Raw genomic sequence first — 18541 nt, 5'->3', positions numbered from 1 at the left:
AGATAGATACCAATGATTTCTTATAATAGCTTTTAAATACTGCAATCAAATGAGACATATGTCTACTAGTTTTTCTTTCATATAAATTTATTTGGGATTAAACGTTTACATATTTATAAAAACTATGGTAAAAAATAAAATACTTAAAAGGAGAGATATGTATGTTGATATACATACTTCGAATTATCTTATTATCGTCCTGGACATCTTTACTGATCCTTCCTAGAAAAACAATTAAACGCTTCTTACTTTTTGCACCTTAATATTAACAACTATTAATTTCATTGGTGCTCACTATAACTTTTTTGGAGTTAAAGGGAGTGCAAGATCGAAAATTATTAACATTTTATCTCCCATTTTAGGCTTTTTTTCCTTAGGGACACTATGGACATTTAAACTAACTTATGGAAACTTCCAAAGATATTTTCTTATGAATTTATTGCAAAATGTGATTTTTGCTTTTCCTATAATAACCTTTCTTGAAAAAGTGAACTTTCTTAAATATATTAGATTTAATCGATACCACCATCTTGCCCTATCCATGACGATGGCACTAGTCCTATATGGGTATCAATTATTTATTGATAAACCAGAATAATTATGCCTTCTTACCGTTTGTTAATAGGAACATCATCATCAAAAAACACAACCCATAAAAATGAGTTGTGTTTTCACTCTTTATGTATACTTTTTCTTATTCTTTCTTATCCAACTAACTTTTCATAAATGTAGTTACACTTCTTTTAGAAGCAATAGTTCTTCTTGAAAGATCTTCCTTCCATTTCTTAGAATCTAATTGATATTCACCAAATTGATCCTTATAGGTTTTATTCAAAAGATTTATAGTTATTGCCTCCTCTGGGAAATTTTCCGAAAGTGCTATTCCATTACGCCCTTCTTCATAAATGTACTGCTCCACAACATCTCCTAACTGCATGAAATCATCTAAAAAGGATATAAATTCTATATTATCTCCGCCTACTTCATAAACATATGGCATTGTAAAAGGTAATTCCTCCTTATAAGCTTCCCCACTTATAAAAGGGGCGTTATTCTCCTTTTCATGAAATTCAGAAATAGGTCTCATGGTAGCGATAAAATAATGACTCGTCATTTTTCCACTTCCTTCCCTACAGTTAATTTATCACAAAATAATTTCATATAGTTTTGGTAACAAATAAATAATAATCAACAAACAGAAAAAAACACAACCCCCATGAGTTGTGCCTCCATTCCTTATGCATACATCTGTCCTTCTTCCTCTTTTCGGAAGAAACTTGTCATCGCATTAAATACATCTGCCTTCTGACGCAGTAAGTAGTAGCGGAATTTTTCATTTTGAATATTTTTGTAAGCGGACATAAGCGTGCTATGTCGGTTGTATTGGTTGACTTCCCCATAACCAAACATATTGGAAACTTCCATCAACTCTTCTACTAATTTAACACATCTAGCATTATCGGATGTTAAATTGTCTCCGTCTGAAAAATGGAAAGGATAAATATTAAATCGGCCGGGATCGTACTTATCATCAATCAGTTCCAATGCTTTTCGATAAACAGAGGAACAAATTGTACCTCCACTTTCTCCTTTGGAAAAGAAATCTTCTTCCGACACAACTTTTGCTTCAGTGTGGTGGGCAATGAATTCGATTTCCACAGTTTCATATTTTGTACGAAGAAATCTGGTCATCCAGAAGAAAAAGCTTCTTGCCATATATTTTTCCCATAAGCCCATTGAACCACTTGTGTCCATCATCGCAAGTACAACTGCTTTGGACTCTGGCTTTTGCACTTCATTCCACGTTTTGAATTTTAAATCTTCTGGATAAATGGGGTGAAATGCTGGTTTTCCAGACATGGCATTTCGTTTAAATGCTGATATCATCGTTTTTTTCTTGTCTATGTTACCCATTAAGCCTACTTTTCTAATATCATTAAATTCAATATTCTCGACAACAATTTGGTCTTGTTCTTTTCTTTGTAAATTCGGCAATGCTAATTGCTTGAATAGAGCTTCTTCCAATTCCATTAAAGATACTTCTGCCTCAAAGTAATCTTCTCCAGCCTGATCTCCTGCTCCTTGCCCTTTTCCTGGGCCTTTTTGATTTCCAGATCCATCGCGTGCGACCACATCGCCAACCTGACTGTCTCCATTCCCTTGCCCAACGTGTTTGTTTTTATCATAATTATATCGAATTTTGTATTCGTCTAATGAACGAATGGGGATTTTCACAACTTCTCTACCATTTGACATGACAATGTTTTCTTCTGTAATTAAATCAGGTAGGTTATTTTTAATGGCTTCCTGCACTTTTTCCTGATGACGTTGTTGATCATCATGGCCTTTGCGATGGAGGGACCAATTTTCTTGGGATATTACAAACTGATGGTTATTCTGCTTTTCGGTCATCTTACCCCTCCTAAATTTTTTTCATCCTTTTGTGCACATATGAAGTAATTTGCGCATACACTAATTTGGGTAATGCTATATCTAAATAAAGTGATTACTCTATCATATGCAGATGGCATAAATAATTTACTAATAATTTCGATAATTTTACTTTTTTTAGAAAAGGGCCTTATTAGATATGTTTCATTTTAGAAATACATACAAGCTTCTCTATCCTATTAGGCAAAAGAGGAACAGACGTGTTTTAGCCTGTTCCTCCTTTGACCAATTTATTTAGCGATTCAATAAGCTTCCTACATAACGCAATAACTCGTTTGCTGAAGTGGAATTATAGCCATGTTCATCGATTAGGCGTGCTACTACTTCGTTTACTTTCTTCAATTGCTGCTCATCTGGTGTCTTAGTTGAAGTAGTGATTTTCACGACATCCTTCAGATCTGCGAATAACTTCTTCTGAATGGCCTCACGTAAGCGATCATGAGAGTTATAATCAAATCTCTTTCCTTTTCTTGCATAAGCGGAAATACGAATCAAGATTTCTTCACGGAAAGATTTTTTCGCATTTTCAGAAATACCAATTTGTTCTTCAATAGAACGCATTAGTTTTTCGTCTGGATTAATCGCTTCACCTGTTAATGGATCACGAAGCTTATTTTTATTGCAATAGGCTTCTACGTTATCTAAATAATTATCCATTAACGTTTTAGCAGACTCTTCGTAAGAGTAAACAAATGCCTTTTGTACTTCTTTCTTGGCAATTTCATCATATTCCTTACGCGCTAAGGAGATGCAATTTAAATATTTTTCTTTTAATTCATTTGTAATAGAAGAATGTTGATCCAATCCTTCTTTTATTGACAACAGCACATCTAATGCATTGATGCTTGTTACATCCTTGCGAATGATCGTTGAAGAAATACGGTTAATGACATAACGTGGATCGATCCCACTCATTCCTTCATCACCATATTCATTTTGCAGTTCCTTCAAGTCAGCAGAACTGAAGCCTTCTACACTTTCGCCATCATATAAACGCATTTTTTTCACTAAATCAATATCGCCTTTTTTCGGCTCTTTTAATCGAGTTAAAATCGTAAAGATTGCAGCGATTTTCAATGTGTGTGGAGCGATATGAACATCCGAAACATCACTTTCTCGAATCATTTTTTCATAGATTCTTTCCTCTTCAGATGCCTTTAAATTATATGGAACCGGCATGACAATAATACGGGAATGCAATGCTTCATTCTTTTTATTAGAAATAAAGGAGCGATACTCTGTTTCATTTGTATGAGCAACGATTAGCTCATCGGCAGAAATGAGGGCAAATCTTCCCGCTTTAAAGTTACCTTCTTGTGTTAATGATAATAAATGCCATAAGAATTTCTCATCACATTTTAACATCTCCTGGAACTCCATCATCCCTCGGTTCGCCTTATTCAGCTCTCCATCGAAACGATAAGCCCGTGGATCTGATTCCGATCCATATTCAGCAATCGTAGAGAAATCAATACTTCCCGTTAAATCAGCGATATCTTGAGATTTCGGATCAGATGGACTAAAGGTTCCAATCCCTGTTCGCTTATCTTCTGAGAAAAATACTCTTTCTACAATTACATCTTCAATTTTTCCATTATATTCTTCCTGAAGTCTCATCATATTGAGTGGCGATAAGTTTCCTTCAATGCGGATTCCATATTCATCATAAAAATCTTTTCTTAGACTATGTGGTATCATGTGAAGTGGATCTTCATGCATTGGGCATCCTTTAATTGCATATACGGCTCCACGCTCTGTGTACGTATATGCTTCTAAGCCTCTTTTCAACATCGTAACCAATGTAGATTTACCCCCGCTGACTGGACCCATTAGTAATAAAATACGTTTTCTTACATCTAGACGTTTGGCAGCTGGATGAAAATACTCTTCTACTAATCTTTCTAATGGCTCTTCTAAACCGAAAAGCTGATCAGAAAAAAATTTATATTGTTTTTTCCCATTTACATCATCAATACCTGCATCTTTAATCATGTTATAAACCCTTGAATGTGCAGATTGAGCTACCCATGGCTTTTCCTTCAATATTTCTAAATACTCTTCAAATGTCCCTTCCCACTTCAACAACTCTTCTTCTTGTCTATGCATCTCGATTTTCTTTAATATACTCATATGGACCTCCCCTGTCACTTTATCAGAGACGATTAATATAATCTATGCACCAGAGAATACGAACATGCTTAAAAGAAGGAATAGTTTTTTTAGAGAACCTAACTAATTAGGAGAAAAACCTTTTCTTTAGCGCGGAGAACCGCTATAAAATAACAATTGATAGGAAAGAGGAATTTTTTCTTTTTCCTAATTCTTATTTAGCAATTCAGACTTTTGCATAAAGTAAACTTCCATAAGTGGGGGTTTTTCCTCATCCTCCACTTATGGTTAGTTGCACTTATCGGACCTTTACGGGCAGTTCCCCCCACCTAGCTTCTTCAATTTCCGCAGCTTGAGGTGGGGGTCTTACTGCCCGTTAAGAGTGGGATAAAAAAACAGCATCGGTTCACTCTGACACTGTTTTATTGTCCTTCTTTGAGTTATTTCAAATCGAATTTCTTCTGTTGCACGAACCCTTTCATATACATACGCGATTTTTGTGCAAAATTACCGGCCATTTGCGCTGTCCATGTATCCGATCTTGCTCCATTTGTTCTTTCCTCGTAATACTCGGTGATTTCTTCGTTATATTCCTGTAGCCCACTTTTATATTGTTCTAGGTCTTGCTCATATTCATTTTCGTGATAAATATGATGAAATGGAGCTCTTGGTTTTTTCTCTGTTTGTTGATCTGGATAGCCTACAACTAAAGCAAATACCGGTAAAACATGATCTGGTGTTTTTAATAGCTGACTCACTTCCACTAAATTATTTCGAATGCCGCCTATGTAACAAATGCCAAGTCCTAATGACTCTGCAGCAATTGCCATATTTTGCGAAGCTAACGCTACATCTATAAGGCTGACCATAAATTTTTCTGTGCTTTCAATCGAATCCAGTGCTGCTTCCTTTTTTCCTTCCATTTCTGCTGCTACAACATGGCGATATAAATCAGCGCAAAAAACAAATAAATGACCATTGTTTTCCACATATTGCTGATTTCCAGCTAATTCCGCTAATTTTTTCTTTTTTCCCTTATCTTTTACACCAATAATACTATAGGCTTGTACAAAACTAGAGGTAGAAGCACTTTGGGCAGCTTCTACAAGGAGACGAATTTGATCTTGGGTTAACTCCTTATCTGTAAATTTTCTTACAGAGCGATGATTGAGTATTGTTTCAATTGTTTGATTCATGAAATCCTCTCCTTTATTTTTTTCTTATTGTTTTCAAAAATTACTGATAGTAACTATATCCTAATAATATACCAATAATCGTTAGGACAAAAAGAATTAGCCCGCTTGTTAAATAAATAATCCATTCTTTTGACTTTTTATTATATCTCCACTCTACAAAAGATTGAAGAAAGCTATGACAGATTAATATACACATACTTACTATTGGACTATCTAATAAAAACATTAAGATTATAGCACTGAGTATCATCGTAAAATCCAACCATTTTTGTAGTGGATGGACCTTTTTTTCCTTTTTATTTGGCAGTCCTAGCTTTTTTCTTAAGTAGCCTTCTGATCCAAAAAGAAGGATAAAGAAGCTTAATAAAAAGAGAAAATCTTTCGATATAGTAAAGACCATTTCACATCCACTTCCCTTTAGTCTATTTATAATAAAAAAGAGTATAAATCTATTACGATTTACACTCTGTCATTGTTTCAATATTATTTTTTTAGATGTCCAAAATTTTGTTGCCTTAATGCCTCATAAATAAGAACAGCTGCTGTATTTGAAAGATTATAAGAACGAATATTATCTGTCATTGGGATTCGTAAAGTTCTATCTAAATTATTCTGAATAACTTCTTGAGGAAGCCCCGTTGTTTCGCTTCCGAAAATAAAGTAATGATCTTTATTTATTTCACTGTAATTGAAGGAGTCATAAGGCGTTTCTCCAACCTTCGTAACATAGTAAAAAGCTCCGCCGTCATTTTTTTTGTAAAATTCATCTAAGGAGTCATAATAATGAATCTCGACATATTCCCAATAATCTAAGCCTGCTCTCTTTAACGCTTTATCGTCGGTGGAGAATCCAAATGGACGAATTAGATGAAGCACCGTGTCTGTTCCCGCACATGTTCTGGCAATATTGCCTGTATTGGAAGGTATTTGTGGTTGGTATAGAACAATATGTATTGCCAAATTTGTCACCTCTAACTATTACTTTCCGTTCCATTATACACCTACTTAAAAGGAAATGCGAAAGAGATTATTCTCCTTTTTAACCATCAATAATCGTAAAGAATTTATATTTAATATTTGGAGTATAGGCAGTTGAATCTTCATATTTCCAGTAGCGCATGCGACTATTATACGTATGTGCATTTACTAACGGCTCTCCATTTGCATCTTTTCCCGTGACAATCGTTGTATGATTATATTTCCCATCCCCTTCAAAATCATAACAAATGACATCTCCAAGCTTTAACTCCATTGCGCTATTTACTTTATTTGCACGTAGACCGGCAGTAGAAGTTTCTAAATATCTTGGAAATGCATTCGCTACAGACCAACTGTAGCTCCAATTATTATTTTGCATCCACCAACCCTTATTACGGTTCGGATAGCCTCTCATCGGCGCCCCTCCCTCATGCACACATTGCGATATATAATTGGTACAATCGACCTCAAATTGGTGATATTTCGGATTGTAACTATTCCACCATTTCTCTGCATATTGCACTGCTTTTAGACGATCATATGTGTAGCGACTCGATCTCTCTTTCGTTTCTCTAAATTCTTCAGCTAATGGTACCTCTCGATAATCTTCTGGATAAGCTGGGAGGAGCTCCGTATCTTCAATTAATACGCTTTTATAAAAAACACCTTTTCTATTTTCGACCTCTTCTTCAACAATAAAAAGCTCGCCTTGCTTGATAAAATATTGGAGATGAACAGAATAAACCAATTCTTCTGTCTCATCCGCCTTTTTTTGACTATCTTCAATTTTCCCTTGTGCCTTCACATGAACTATTTCAGCATTTCTTTTATTCATACTATTTCTTTTTCGCTCTAATTTCTCATCTACTATGGCTGTTCTTTCTTTTGCAACACATTGCTGAATCCGTTTCTCGATAAGCTCCATTAATTGTTGTTTCATTCCATCTACTCCCTTCTTTAATAACTATGTTTAAAGGGAGAAGAACTGTACAAAAAAAAGAAGGCATAGATATCCTTCTTTTTGGTCTCGTATTAATTAGTAAAAAATGAGAAAAGACATTTTCCCTCTTACTGTATGAAGTATTGGCGTTCATCCTACTGATGAAAACCACTTTTTCTCTTTCTCTATGAAATTTTGGTGTTCATTCACTTGATGAAAACCACTTTTTCTCTTTCTTCATGAAATTTCGGCGTTCATTCACTTGATGAAAACCACTTTTTCTCTTTCTTCATGAAATTTTGGCGTTCATTCACTTGATGAAAACCACTTTTTCTCTTTCTCTATGAAATTTTGGCGTTCATTCACTTGATGAAAACCACTTTTTCTCTTTCTCTATGAAATTTTGGCGTTCATTCACTTGATGAAAACCACTTTTTCTCTTTCTTCATGAAATTTTGGCGTTCATTCACTTGATGAAAACCACTTTTTCTCTTTCTCTATGAAATTTTGGCGTTCATTCACTTGATGAAAACCACTTTTTCTCTTTCTCTATGAAATTTTGGCGTTCATTCACTTGATGAAAACCACTTTTTCTCTTTCTCTATGAAATTTTGGCGTTCATTCACTTGATGAAAACCACTTTTTCTCTTTCTCTATGAAATTTTGGCGTTCAGCCACACGATGAACGCCTCTTTTCCTACCACTCCACGAAATATTAGCGGTCAGCCACACGATGAACGCCTCTTTTCCTACCACTCCACGAAATATTAGCGGTCAGCCACACGATGAAAACCTCTTTCCCTCTCACCACAAGAAAAAACAGCGATCTTCCCCCAAAGGAAACCAGCCATATTAATTAATGCGCTAATCGCTGTAAAGCATCTTGGATTTCTTGTAGAACTTCTTGATCTTCTTCTTGTTGTGTTGCTGTTTGCAAGGCAGTCTTTGACTCGTCGCCGCCAATTTTCCCTAAAGCCCATGCTGCTGTTCCTCTTATCACTGGTCTTGGGTCTTTTTTCATAACAGTAATTAAATCTCCGACTGCTCCTTCCTCTTTAAAATGAGCAAGTGCAATAATCGCGTTGCGCTGAATCGGCTTTTTTCCACGCCAAGAACCAGAAATATAACCATACTTTTCCTTAAATTCTTTATTGCTGATAAATAGTAGTGGCTGGAGCAATGGTTTTGCAATTTCTGGGTCTGGCTCCATTTCTGGATGATTGTGAAAATCAATTCCTTTATTTTTCGGACAAACAGTTTGGCAGGTGTCACAGCCATAAATTCGGTTTCCGAGCTTTTCTCTAAATTCTTCTGCTAGAAATCCCTTTGTCTGTGTTTGAAAAGCAATACATCTTTGAGCATTTAACTGTCCACCTTGAATAAGCGCACCTGTCGGACAAACCTCTACGCATTTATTACATGTTCCACACTGATCTTCCATTGGAGTATCTGGATCTAGTGGAAGATTGGTAATCATTTCTCCTAAATAAACATAAGAGCCAAACTCTGGCGTGATGATCGCACAGTTTTTTCCAGACCAGCCAATACCTGCACGCTGAGCAACTGCTCGGTCCACCAATTCCCCGGTATCTACCATCGATTTACACAATGCATCCGGGATTCTTTCTTTTATATAATCCTCAAGTTTCTTCAAACGATCATTTAAAACAACATGATAATCAGTTCCCCAAGAAGCACGGCAAAATATGCCTCTGCGTGCTCCTTTTTTGCTGACTACCCTTTCTTTCATTTTAGAAGGATAAGCAAGTGCAATCGAAATAATCGACTTTGGCTGTTCTAATAGAAGGGAGGGGTTTACCCGCTTCTCTATATCTTTCTCTTCAAAACCAGATTGATAATTTAATTCTTGCTGCCTAATTAAACGTACTTTCATTTCTTCAAAGGTACTTGCACTGGTAAAGCCTATTTTATCTATTCCGATTGTTTTACTATATTCAATGATATCTTTCTTTAATTCACGGAAATCCAATGGGCTCCCTCCTTCCTTTTCATTGGTTTTTCATTAAGATTACGCTAAAATATAGGATAACATAAACAACTATTATATTGGAGGTGTATATATTGGATATTTCACTCTCAGCACAGATTAAGCAATTGATACCTAATTTTAAGATTGGATTCATTCATTATCAAGGAATGGAAGTAATGGACACACCACAGATGATAAAAGGGCGAATGCGACTTTTTCAAGAGTCTATTTTTTTTGATTTAGAAGATAACAACGTAACCGATATTCCTTCTGTAAAAGAATGGCGGGAAATCTTTAAAAAGACAGGTAAAGATCCAAATCGCTATCGCCATTCAGCAGAAAGCCTGCTTAGACGCATCAAAAAACAAAATTACTTAGAGCCAATCAATAGTAGCATTGATATTAATAATTTCTTTTCCCTTCAATATGGCGTTCCTATCGGTATTTATGATTGTGCCAATCTTCAAGGAAATATAAACATACGTATTGGAAAAGAAGGCGAACAATATGCTGGTCTTAATGGAAGAATGAATTCGATTGAAAATTTGATTGTATCTGCAGATGAGCTTGGTCCATTTGGCAGTCCTTTTGTCGATTCCGACAGAGCACCTGTCCAACCATCTACGAAAAATGCCATTCAAATTGTCTATCTTCCCCCATCCATTGAAAGTGAAAAAGCAAACCAAATGGTAGAATCCCTACTTAATATGTTTGTACAGGTTCATGGAGGAGAAGCTTCTTTTTCCATTGTAGAATAATAATTTGTCAGGAGAGCCGATACAGCGGAAACACCCTCTCCTGCATATAGCTATTTTCTTTGTAAAATTAAAAAACGCAATGCTTCGTTCTTAATGAAACGAAACACTGCGTTGTGAGCGTATGTATGGAGCGGGTGATGGGAATCGAACCCACGACATCAGCTTGGAAGGCTGAGGTTTTACCATTAAACTACACCCGCATTTATTAAGTTTTCTTTACTGTTTTTTTACTTATTTTTAACACGTTTTTTATTATATAGCCGTATTGTTAAAAAAGCAACCTCTTTTCGACAATTTTTTTATTTTTTTCTTTTATACGGATTCTACCACTTGTAGCTTCTACTTCTCAATGGTTTAGGGAATCTACTTACCTTTTTAAAAACACAATTTTAGCCACCCAGATCGTCTCTGTCTACGGGGCCTTCCAATGTTAATTCTGATGGAATTTCAAAGCAGATTCCCTTCCCAAAGTTTGCTTTAAAAATACTACATCACCATTGTATTCAATAGTCCAAGATTTATTATCATTTTTTTGTATCTTTACATTTACTTTACGATTCTCTCCTTTTTCCAAAAATAAAAAAACCAGTTCCCACTTAAAAGTAGAAAACTGATCTTTAATATTTACAAAACTTCCCTCAGTGTGAGATATGCTTATTTTGTAAAAATGGTTTTTCTTTCTTTCCAAGCAAAACCTGCAATTAACAATATAAGCGCCCCCATGATAAGTACATATGTTGTTACGGCGCCAGCAACTCCAAATGTCTGTGATAAATAGCCGAGACCAATAACCGGCAGGCTTACACCTAGATACGTAATTACAAAAAAGGTAGAAACAATATTTCCTTTTATTTTACTTGGTGCCATTTCATTTACTAGCGCTAAGCTTCCCGCATATGCTGGTCCATTCCCTCCACCAATAAGTACAGCTGAAATCAACAATAACGTCAGTGATTGAGTGTTAATTGTAATAACTAGGAGCATAAGCCCTACCGCTAGGAAGACATAGCCAATTGTGATCAATTTTATTAAGGATAATTGTTTTAATAAAATTTGGTTAAAGGCCGCAGCGATTAATCCAAGTGCTACAACAATTCCTGATATGGTTAAGCTCGTTACGGTCGTAAAGCTAGACAGATTGGATGGTATTAAAGACATAAACATACTAATAATCGACCATGCCACAAAAGAAGTAAAGGAAGCTAATAAAAATGGTTTCATTATTTCTTTTGGAACAAATGGTTTCTTTAATTGAACAGGCTTTAGACCTGGTCTAATATTTTCATTTAGGAAAAACAGAAGGATAAAACATGGGATGATAAATAATAAATGTACATAATAAGATAATCTTAATGGGATTGGAGCAAAGTCACCAAGCAATCCGGAGAGAATTGGCCCGAATGCATTACCAAGTGTAACAGCAAGAGCACATATTAACGCGGTCTTTTTCGTGTTTTTCTTCTCATCTAACTCTGTTAAAGCAGCTACTGCTACTCCATTTAAAATACCGACAGATAATCCTTGGAATAAACGGCCAATAAGCAGCATTCCAAGACCATTTGCGATGATGAAGCAAAATGTTCCTATCAGTGAGAAGAAAATCCCTGGAATTAGCACTTTCTTTTTCCCAATTTGATCTGATAATTGCCCTGCAATGACGATAGCGGGAATTACGGTAAAGGCATAAATAGCAAACACAAGTGTAATCATTCCCGATGTAAGTCCCCACTCCATTCGATAAAGCGAATAAAGAGATGCTGGAATATTCGTTCCGAATAATGTTAAAAATAAACTGCAGGCAACTAGCCAGTAAGATACTTTTTTGCTTAATGTTTTTTGCTCTCTTAGTGTTTGAATAGTATCTGTACGTTGAAGCAGTCTTTGTTGGAAAGCCGATTTATGAATGGCATCTGCATCCACTTCTACGACATCCATTAGTCCCTGTAATCCAATTAAAAGGTTTTGAACTTGCTTGTCTCTTGCTGAACTAGAAATTTGTATTCTCGTCGTTGCTTCTCGTTTATATTTTTTCGTTTTTATATCTTCAATATTTACATGATGCGCTCCAAATAAGCTGGATATACGAGCCAGAACTCCCGGCTGATCATTTACAAGCATCGATATGCGATATGCTGAAGTCATGAGCTCTTCACTCCCTTGTTAGTTTCCATCTTCTATTTTATGATTGAATAAATATAAAGTCTATACATTTGTAAGAAAATATAACATGAATTCTTCGACAAATTATTCCATTGTGATTTTATGCATTAGATTTAACTTTTTTCTCCTTTATAAAAGTTTTTATTTACTGTATTTTCAGAAAAATCTTGCATATTTTTTGTATATTTTAATCTAGTTCTTTTTGGGGAATATAATAAGATAGCTTAAATCCCTTTTAATTTGTGAACAAATTTTGAATAAATGTTTCTATTGTGATTTTTTTCACATATTTTCATTGACCTCTTAAGGAATCAGCATGATAATAATAGGGTAATAAACATTACTACAGTGAAAACTAAGAAAAACCTTGATCAGGAGGATTATGAATATGGAAGGCGCATCTCTTTTTGAAGTAGAAAAATTAGCGTTAAAAAAATTAAAAATTTATAAACAAAGTAAGTTTCGCTTTTTTATGCGTGCCGTTGTTGCAAGTATGTTCATAGGCTTTGGCGTAATCGTGGCATTCAAAACTGGAAATTTCTTTTACGCAGTAGAATCACCTTTTGCTTACCCAATGGCTGCTTTAGTATTCGGCGCAGCAATTATTCTTATCGCATATGGCGGCGGTGATTTATTTACAGGAAACACTTTTTACTATACTTATGCAGCATTAAGAAAAAAAATTAAATGGACGGATGTTTTTAAAGTTTGGGGAACTAGTTATGCAGGAAATATTGTTGGGGCAATCTTCTTTGCTGTTTTCATCTTGTTAACTGGGCTATTTAAATCTCCTAGTGTCAATGACTTCTTGCTCCATGCTGCAGAAACCAAATTAGAAGCACCAATTAGTGAACTTTTCTTTCGAGGAATTTTATGTAACTGGCTTGTTTGTTTAGCTTTCTTTATCCCTATGGCTTTAAAAGAGGATATCGCTAAAATTACGGTAATGATTTTATTTGTTTTCTGTTTCTTCATTTCTGGCTATGAACACAGCATTGCCAATATGGCGACATTCTCTATTTCTTATGTATTAGATCAAAATCCAGCTGTTACTATTCCAGCAATTATTCGTAACTTAGTACCTGTTACGATAGGGAATTTAATTGGCGGTGTCGGTTTTATGGGCGTTATGTATTATTACGTTAACAAACCATTTATGGATGAGGAAGAAAAATAATCAAGGTTCAGTAGGAGTTGGTACCACACATTATATCAAGTGTGGTACCGTTTTTTTATTAGGCCGTTTTCGTAAAGTTTGTTGCTACCCCCGCAGACGTCATATATGCGAAAATTTTCAAATAACATCCAAATTCTCTCATTTATTCCCCCCTCTAATCCTCATAAAGAAACAAACTATTATCCCTCCTGCCTCCCTATCTTCAAAACAAAATAATTCACAAAATTTATTTTGACTTCTACTAAAGTAAAGAGTAAATTTTAATAGTATATTCAAATAATCAAATATACAAATATTCAAAAAAGAAGGGTTAATATGAAATGGAAATTGATTGACAATCGATTTACTCACTACTCGTTTGCGTCTTTTAGAAAAGATATTACTTCTGGAATTATTGTTGGTATTATCGCGATTCCACTGGGGATGGCATTTGCGATTGCATCGGGTGTGAAACCTGAATTCGGGATTTATACAACGATAATCGCAGGAATTATTATTTCCTTATTAGGAGGATCCAAATTTCAAATTGGCGGTCCGACCGGAGCTTTTATCCCTATCGTGCTTGGCATTGTTCTCGGATATGGTTTTGAAAATTTATTAATTGCGGGGTTCTTAGCTGGAGTTATCTTAATACTCTTTGGTTTATTTAAACTTGGTTCCCTTATTAAATATATTCCTAGATCTGTAACTATCGGATTTACTTCTGGAATCGCCGTTATCATTTTTACTGGTCAAATCCCCAATTTTTTAGGCTTGCGGAATATAGAAAAACATGAGGCATTCTTAGCTAATATGAGAGAAATCATTCAGCATTTCGATACAGTTAGTCTATATAGCATTTTTACAGCTGTTATTTGTCTTGTGATCATTCTTTTGTCACCGAAATGGTTTCCAAAACTCCCTGGGCCATTAATGGGGTTAATTATTTCTACCATTATTGCAACGTTTTTTTATCCTAGCGAAATCGCTACTATTGATTCGATGTATGGCGGCATTCCAAATAAATTGCCATCCTTTCATCTTCCGCCTATTACTTGGGATCGAATTACATTATTGATTCAACCCGCGTTTGTTATTGCGATTCTTGGCGCAATTGAGTCCCTATTATCTGCTGTTGTGGCAGATGGTATGACAAACAGCAAGCATAACAGTAATAAAGAGTTAATTGGTCAAGGGATTGCCAATATGATTGCTCCCTTATTTGGCGGCATTCCAGCTACAGGTGCAATTGCCCGAACAGCTACTAATATAAAGAGTGGGGCAGTTTCCCCTCTTTCCGGAATCATTCATGGTATCGTAGTGCTTGTGGTTCTAATGGTTCTTGCCCCTTTTGCAGGTAAAATCCCACTCGCAAGCATGGCTCCTTTATTAATGGTAGTTGCATGGAATATGAGTGAACAGAAATCATTTCGTACAATTCTCAAAACAAAAACAGGAGATTCCCTTGTATTAAGCGTCACTTTTCTACTAACGGTCTTTTTTGATTTAACGACAGCAGTAGAAATAGGCCTGTTTTTAGCTATTATTATCTTTACTAAACGTATGAGTGATATAATGAAAACATCTCAAGTACTGCCTAGCAACTTAAATAAATTAGAAAAACTGGATCAAAAACTGTCCCACGGTTGTCCTCAAATTAGCATTTTTGATGTGGAGGGACCGTTATTTTTTGGAGCTGCCCAAGCATTTGAGCAAACCTTATTACGCTCTATTCATCGTCAACCTGAAATACTAATTCTTCGGATGGGAAAAGTTCCTTTCATGGATTTAACCGGAGAGGCTTATTTCGCCAATATTGTGGAAAGCTTTTCTAAGCATGGAAAAGTTCTTATTTGTGGAATTAATCCTCAACCAGAAGGCATCCTTCGAAAAACCGGCTTGTTTGAGAAAATTGGACCAAATCATTTCTTTATACACACAGGAGAAGCAATCGACTATAGCTTACTCCTTGTAAACAAGCATCAATGCCAAGGTTGCAAATACTTTGCTTTTCAAGAATGCGAGACATTAGCCAATCAACAAGACCAAAGAGTGAATGAGTCAGCATCCATAGCAATAAAGTAATGAAAGAAAAGGAGGAAGGCATTTGGTTGCGATAGGTAAGACTTTGAAGTAATCTCCATCTTTTCCCCCGCTTAGCACCGTACGTGAGACTTTCACCTCATACGGCGCCCCATCAACTACTAGCTCGTTACATTATCAATTACACAGTTGCCCACTTTTTTACGAAGAGCGTTAACTTTACTCAGTTGTTCTTCATTAAGATTCAGTACATTAAGGTACTTATTAATGGCGCTTTCCTTTACCGCATGGATTAACTTATGGACTTCCTTACATATAAATATAAGGTTTTGATAAGCGTCCGTTCCACCTTTATTTCTAGGCTTTTTATGATGGAGTTCCATTTCCCCAATGATTAAATCTTTACGTGTTATTGCACATTTACCTAATTGAGCAATATATTTTGAGAGTCGATTGTCATTGTATTCCATACTCTCCGATTTTATTGGGTTTTCCATCAAATAATGTACCATGATCGGTGGTACAGCCTCTTGGCTATTGTGAACCAAGATTCGTCCACTTTCGGTATAAGAGTTTTTCTCCTGAGTAAAGTTCAAAGGGCTTTTGTGTTTCACCCCATCTATCGGGAATAAAATCATGCCACACGCAAAGAATTTCTTTTTATTAAGATAATCTTTATATGCTTTTTGAAAGAATGGTGTGATAACTCCCTTTGAACTCTTTGCTTTTTTAAGCTTGTTATACAGGATTCGTTTGACTGAGTAAGAAATTTCACTGAAATCCTTTGTCGTATGTGTCGCATACCGATAATAATTGTGAATTCCCAAGATAGTTGAGTTAAATTTAGTTACTTCAGCCTTATTCGGTTTTCTTCGAATAAATTCAGCTTTTGTTTTTATTTTCTCAATTACCTTGCGTCGTGATTTATCTGTCATATGCGATTTAACAACACGCTTTTTGCCTTTTGGAACTACTTTGAACTTAAACCCTAGAAACTCCGAATAGTTCTTACGTAAATTGACTACTCTCGATTTCTCATTGCTGATTTCAAGGCCTAATCTTTCCTTTAACCACTGCTTAGAAGATTCAAATATAATAAATGCGGTTTTGTGGTCTCGACAAAAGATTTTAAAGTCATCTGCATATCTTACAATAAACATTTCCTTTAACTTGGTATACCTTTTAAGGGTGGCGTATTTCACCGTTTGGTCAAACCGCTGTTTTCCACCAATTACACGTATCTTTGTGTAATCCTTTCTCGTCTTAAATGTTTCCCACTGATTACTTATCCACCAGTCGAATTCATTCAATACTACATTTGAAAGTAACGGAGAAAGAATTCCTCCCTGTGGAGTTCCCTTAGTAGGTTTCCCAATTCCTTTAACCTCAGCTTTGAGCATCTTACTTATAATCGAAAGAATACGTTTATCCCTAATTCCAATTGTCCATAGTTGTTTAAGCAACTTCCCATGATCAACGTTATCGAAGAAACCTTTAATATCAACATCTACTACATAATGTAGTTTGTTTTTGTTTGCTAATGTTACAGCCCTTGAATATGCGTGGATTTGACTCCGATGAGGTCTGAATCCATAGCTATGTTTATGAAAGCGAGCCTCGCATATAGGTTCAAGAACTTGTAATAAGCATTGTTGAATAAGTCTATCTTCAATAGTAGGAATTCCTAAAGGACGAATGCCGCCATTTGGCTTTTGGATTTCCTTACGTTTCACTTTATGAGGTTTATAATCATCTAGGCGATTTTTAACATATTGTACAAGCATATCAGGGCTTCTAAGTCCGATTTCGAATATAGTGTTTTGATTCACTCCTGCTGTCTTACTTCCCTTGTTTTTCTTGATGTTACGAAAAGCAAGTTTAACATTTGCAGGGTTTACAACTAATTCATATAACTTATTAAAAGTTTTTCCTTCCGAACTTAGCTGATATAACTGGTCAAACATGTCTTGCGTGTTGTAATACTCATTGTTTCTCAGCTTTTGACTTTTTAACTCCTTCGGCTTTGCATGGGTTTCAGTCAATTACTCACCTCTTTACATTCCCAAATTGGGTTTGTAATTTCAGCTTTCATTTCTCTTAGTCATACTCGAACCTGAAATTTCTGTGATAATAATGTCGTCTTCTAACAGTTGACTAATGGCTATCCCTCCACTGTTTGTTATCACAGTTTCTTTGGTACTGTGCCATTACCTTCACCGACATAAAAGAGGTTATACATATACACTTTCGACATATATGCTTTCCCTGCTACCGCTTCATAGAGTGCAAACTCTCCACGTTATCGGCTTACCACGTTCCAAGAATCCTATCTATTCATTCACAATCCGTAGGTGATTCCTCTAGCCCTGTTAGCTGGATGGTGCCTGTAACACCATAAGGTATTTCATAAAGACAAATTTTACTCTACCTCACTAACCCCGACATGCGGGACTATCCATTTCGAATAGCTATACCTCTAGAGCCGTACATTCGGAATTTCGTCAATAGATGGCTGTGACATCTAATTTCTCACCATAGACTATCTTGTAGAACCCCGGTCTATCAGCCATACCCTCTGCCTCCAGAGAGCTTTCCTCGTCTTTCTCGTTAGGATGACCTTCAACCGACTTCACCGAGCTTATAACCTTCAAGTGTTTTGCACCACCTGAACGCTATTCGGAGGATTAGGCGAGCCTTTCAGGGCGTTACCCCATCATTCGACTCTTCAGATTCTTAGTTCTCCTAGCTTTAAGCTAGTGG

General features: G+C 35.8%; 14 protein-coding genes and 1 tRNA gene. 4 read left to right on the top strand and 11 right to left on the bottom strand.

Annotated features, from left to right (window positions below; all coding sequences use genetic code 11):
- Positions 1-430: 430 nt before the first annotated feature.
- On the top strand, positions 431-598 hold the full coding sequence (locus HHU08_RS06120; protein WP_169188041.1) for a hypothetical protein: 168 nt from the start codon (positions 431-433) through the stop codon (positions 596-598).
- A 114-nt stretch (positions 599-712) separates the two neighbouring features.
- Here HHU08_RS06120 and HHU08_RS06115 read toward each other — a convergent pair whose 3' ends face one another.
- The 8 genes from HHU08_RS06115 to queG all read right to left on the bottom strand — a co-directional run bounded on the left by HHU08_RS06115 (position 713) and on the right by queG (position 9664).
- On the bottom strand, positions 713-1114 hold the full coding sequence (locus tag HHU08_RS06115; RefSeq protein WP_169188040.1) for a hypothetical protein: 402 nt from the start codon (positions 1112-1114) through the stop codon (positions 713-715).
- 122 nt (positions 1115-1236) lie between these two features.
- On the bottom strand, positions 1237-2412 hold the full coding sequence (gene yhbH / locus HHU08_RS06110) for a sporulation protein YhbH (protein ID WP_016204251.1): 1176 nt from the start codon (positions 2410-2412) through the stop codon (positions 1237-1239).
- 273 nt (positions 2413-2685) lie between these two features.
- Positions 2686-4581 (bottom strand): PrkA family serine protein kinase, encoded by a 1896-nt coding sequence (locus HHU08_RS06105; RefSeq protein WP_016204252.1) that lies wholly within the window; start codon positions 4579-4581, stop codon positions 2686-2688.
- A gap of 419 nt (positions 4582-5000) precedes the next feature.
- Positions 5001-5756, bottom strand: a complete 756-nt coding sequence (nfsA, locus tag HHU08_RS06100) for an oxygen-insensitive NADPH nitroreductase (RefSeq protein ID WP_169188039.1) — start codon at positions 5754-5756, stop codon at positions 5001-5003.
- Between the two features lie 40 nt (positions 5757-5796).
- Positions 5797-6156: a DUF4181 domain-containing protein gene (locus HHU08_RS06095; protein ID WP_016204254.1), complete on the bottom strand. Its 360-nt coding sequence runs from the start codon at positions 6154-6156 to the stop codon at positions 5797-5799.
- A gap of 83 nt (positions 6157-6239) precedes the next feature.
- The gene (gene trmL / locus HHU08_RS06090; RefSeq protein WP_016204255.1) at positions 6240-6716 is read right to left on the bottom strand and encodes a tRNA (uridine(34)/cytosine(34)/5-carboxymethylaminomethyluridine(34)-2'-O)-methyltransferase TrmL; all 477 of its coding nucleotides are present in this window, start codon (positions 6714-6716) and stop codon (positions 6240-6242) included.
- A gap of 79 nt (positions 6717-6795) precedes the next feature.
- Positions 6796-7674 carry an amidase domain-containing protein gene (locus HHU08_RS06085; RefSeq protein WP_169188038.1) on the bottom strand — a complete coding sequence of 293 codons (879 nt, stop codon included), beginning with the start codon at positions 7672-7674 and terminating at the stop codon, positions 6796-6798.
- An 856-nt stretch (positions 7675-8530) separates the two neighbouring features.
- Entirely contained in the window at positions 8531-9664 is a 1134-nt protein-coding gene (gene queG / locus HHU08_RS06080) for a tRNA epoxyqueuosine(34) reductase QueG (RefSeq protein WP_016204257.1), read from the bottom strand.
- Positions 9665-9756: 92 nt separating this feature from the next.
- Between queG and HHU08_RS06075 the strand changes: the two genes are divergently transcribed.
- A complete protein-coding gene (locus tag HHU08_RS06075; protein WP_016204258.1) occupies positions 9757-10422 on the top strand; it encodes a B3/B4 domain-containing protein in 666 nt (221 codons plus the stop codon).
- 126 nt (positions 10423-10548) lie between these two features.
- On the opposite strand, the gene HHU08_RS06070 is transcribed toward HHU08_RS06075, so the two are convergent.
- Together HHU08_RS06070 and HHU08_RS06065 are read right to left on the bottom strand one after the other, a co-directional pair.
- Positions 10549-10622 (bottom strand) — tRNA-Gly (locus tag HHU08_RS06070).
- Positions 10623-11076: 454 nt separating this feature from the next.
- Positions 11077-12564: an MFS transporter gene (locus tag HHU08_RS06065; RefSeq protein WP_169188037.1), complete on the bottom strand. Its 1488-nt coding sequence runs from the start codon at positions 12562-12564 to the stop codon at positions 11077-11079.
- 406 nt (positions 12565-12970) lie between these two features.
- Between HHU08_RS06065 and HHU08_RS06060 the strand changes: the two genes are divergently transcribed.
- Both HHU08_RS06060 and HHU08_RS06055 read left to right on the top strand, forming a co-directional pair.
- Positions 12971-13759 (top strand): formate/nitrite transporter family protein, encoded by a 789-nt coding sequence (locus HHU08_RS06060; RefSeq protein ID WP_016204261.1) that lies wholly within the window; start codon positions 12971-12973, stop codon positions 13757-13759.
- A gap of 315 nt (positions 13760-14074) precedes the next feature.
- A complete protein-coding gene (locus HHU08_RS06055; RefSeq protein ID WP_169188036.1) occupies positions 14075-15823 on the top strand; it encodes a SulP family inorganic anion transporter in 1749 nt (582 codons plus the stop codon).
- 119 nt (positions 15824-15942) lie between these two features.
- On the opposite strand, the gene ltrA is transcribed toward HHU08_RS06055, so the two are convergent.
- Entirely contained in the window at positions 15943-17745 is a 1803-nt protein-coding gene (ltrA, locus tag HHU08_RS06050) for a group II intron reverse transcriptase/maturase (RefSeq protein WP_169189597.1), read from the bottom strand.
- Positions 17746-18541 lie beyond the last annotated feature (796 nt).

Source organism: Niallia alba (assembly GCF_012933555.1).
GTDB classification, from domain to species: Bacteria; Bacillota; Bacilli; order Bacillales; family Cytobacillaceae; genus Niallia; species Niallia alba.
The sequence above is the reverse complement of the archived record's forward strand: the minus strand, read 5'-3'. Positions and strand labels throughout refer to the sequence as shown.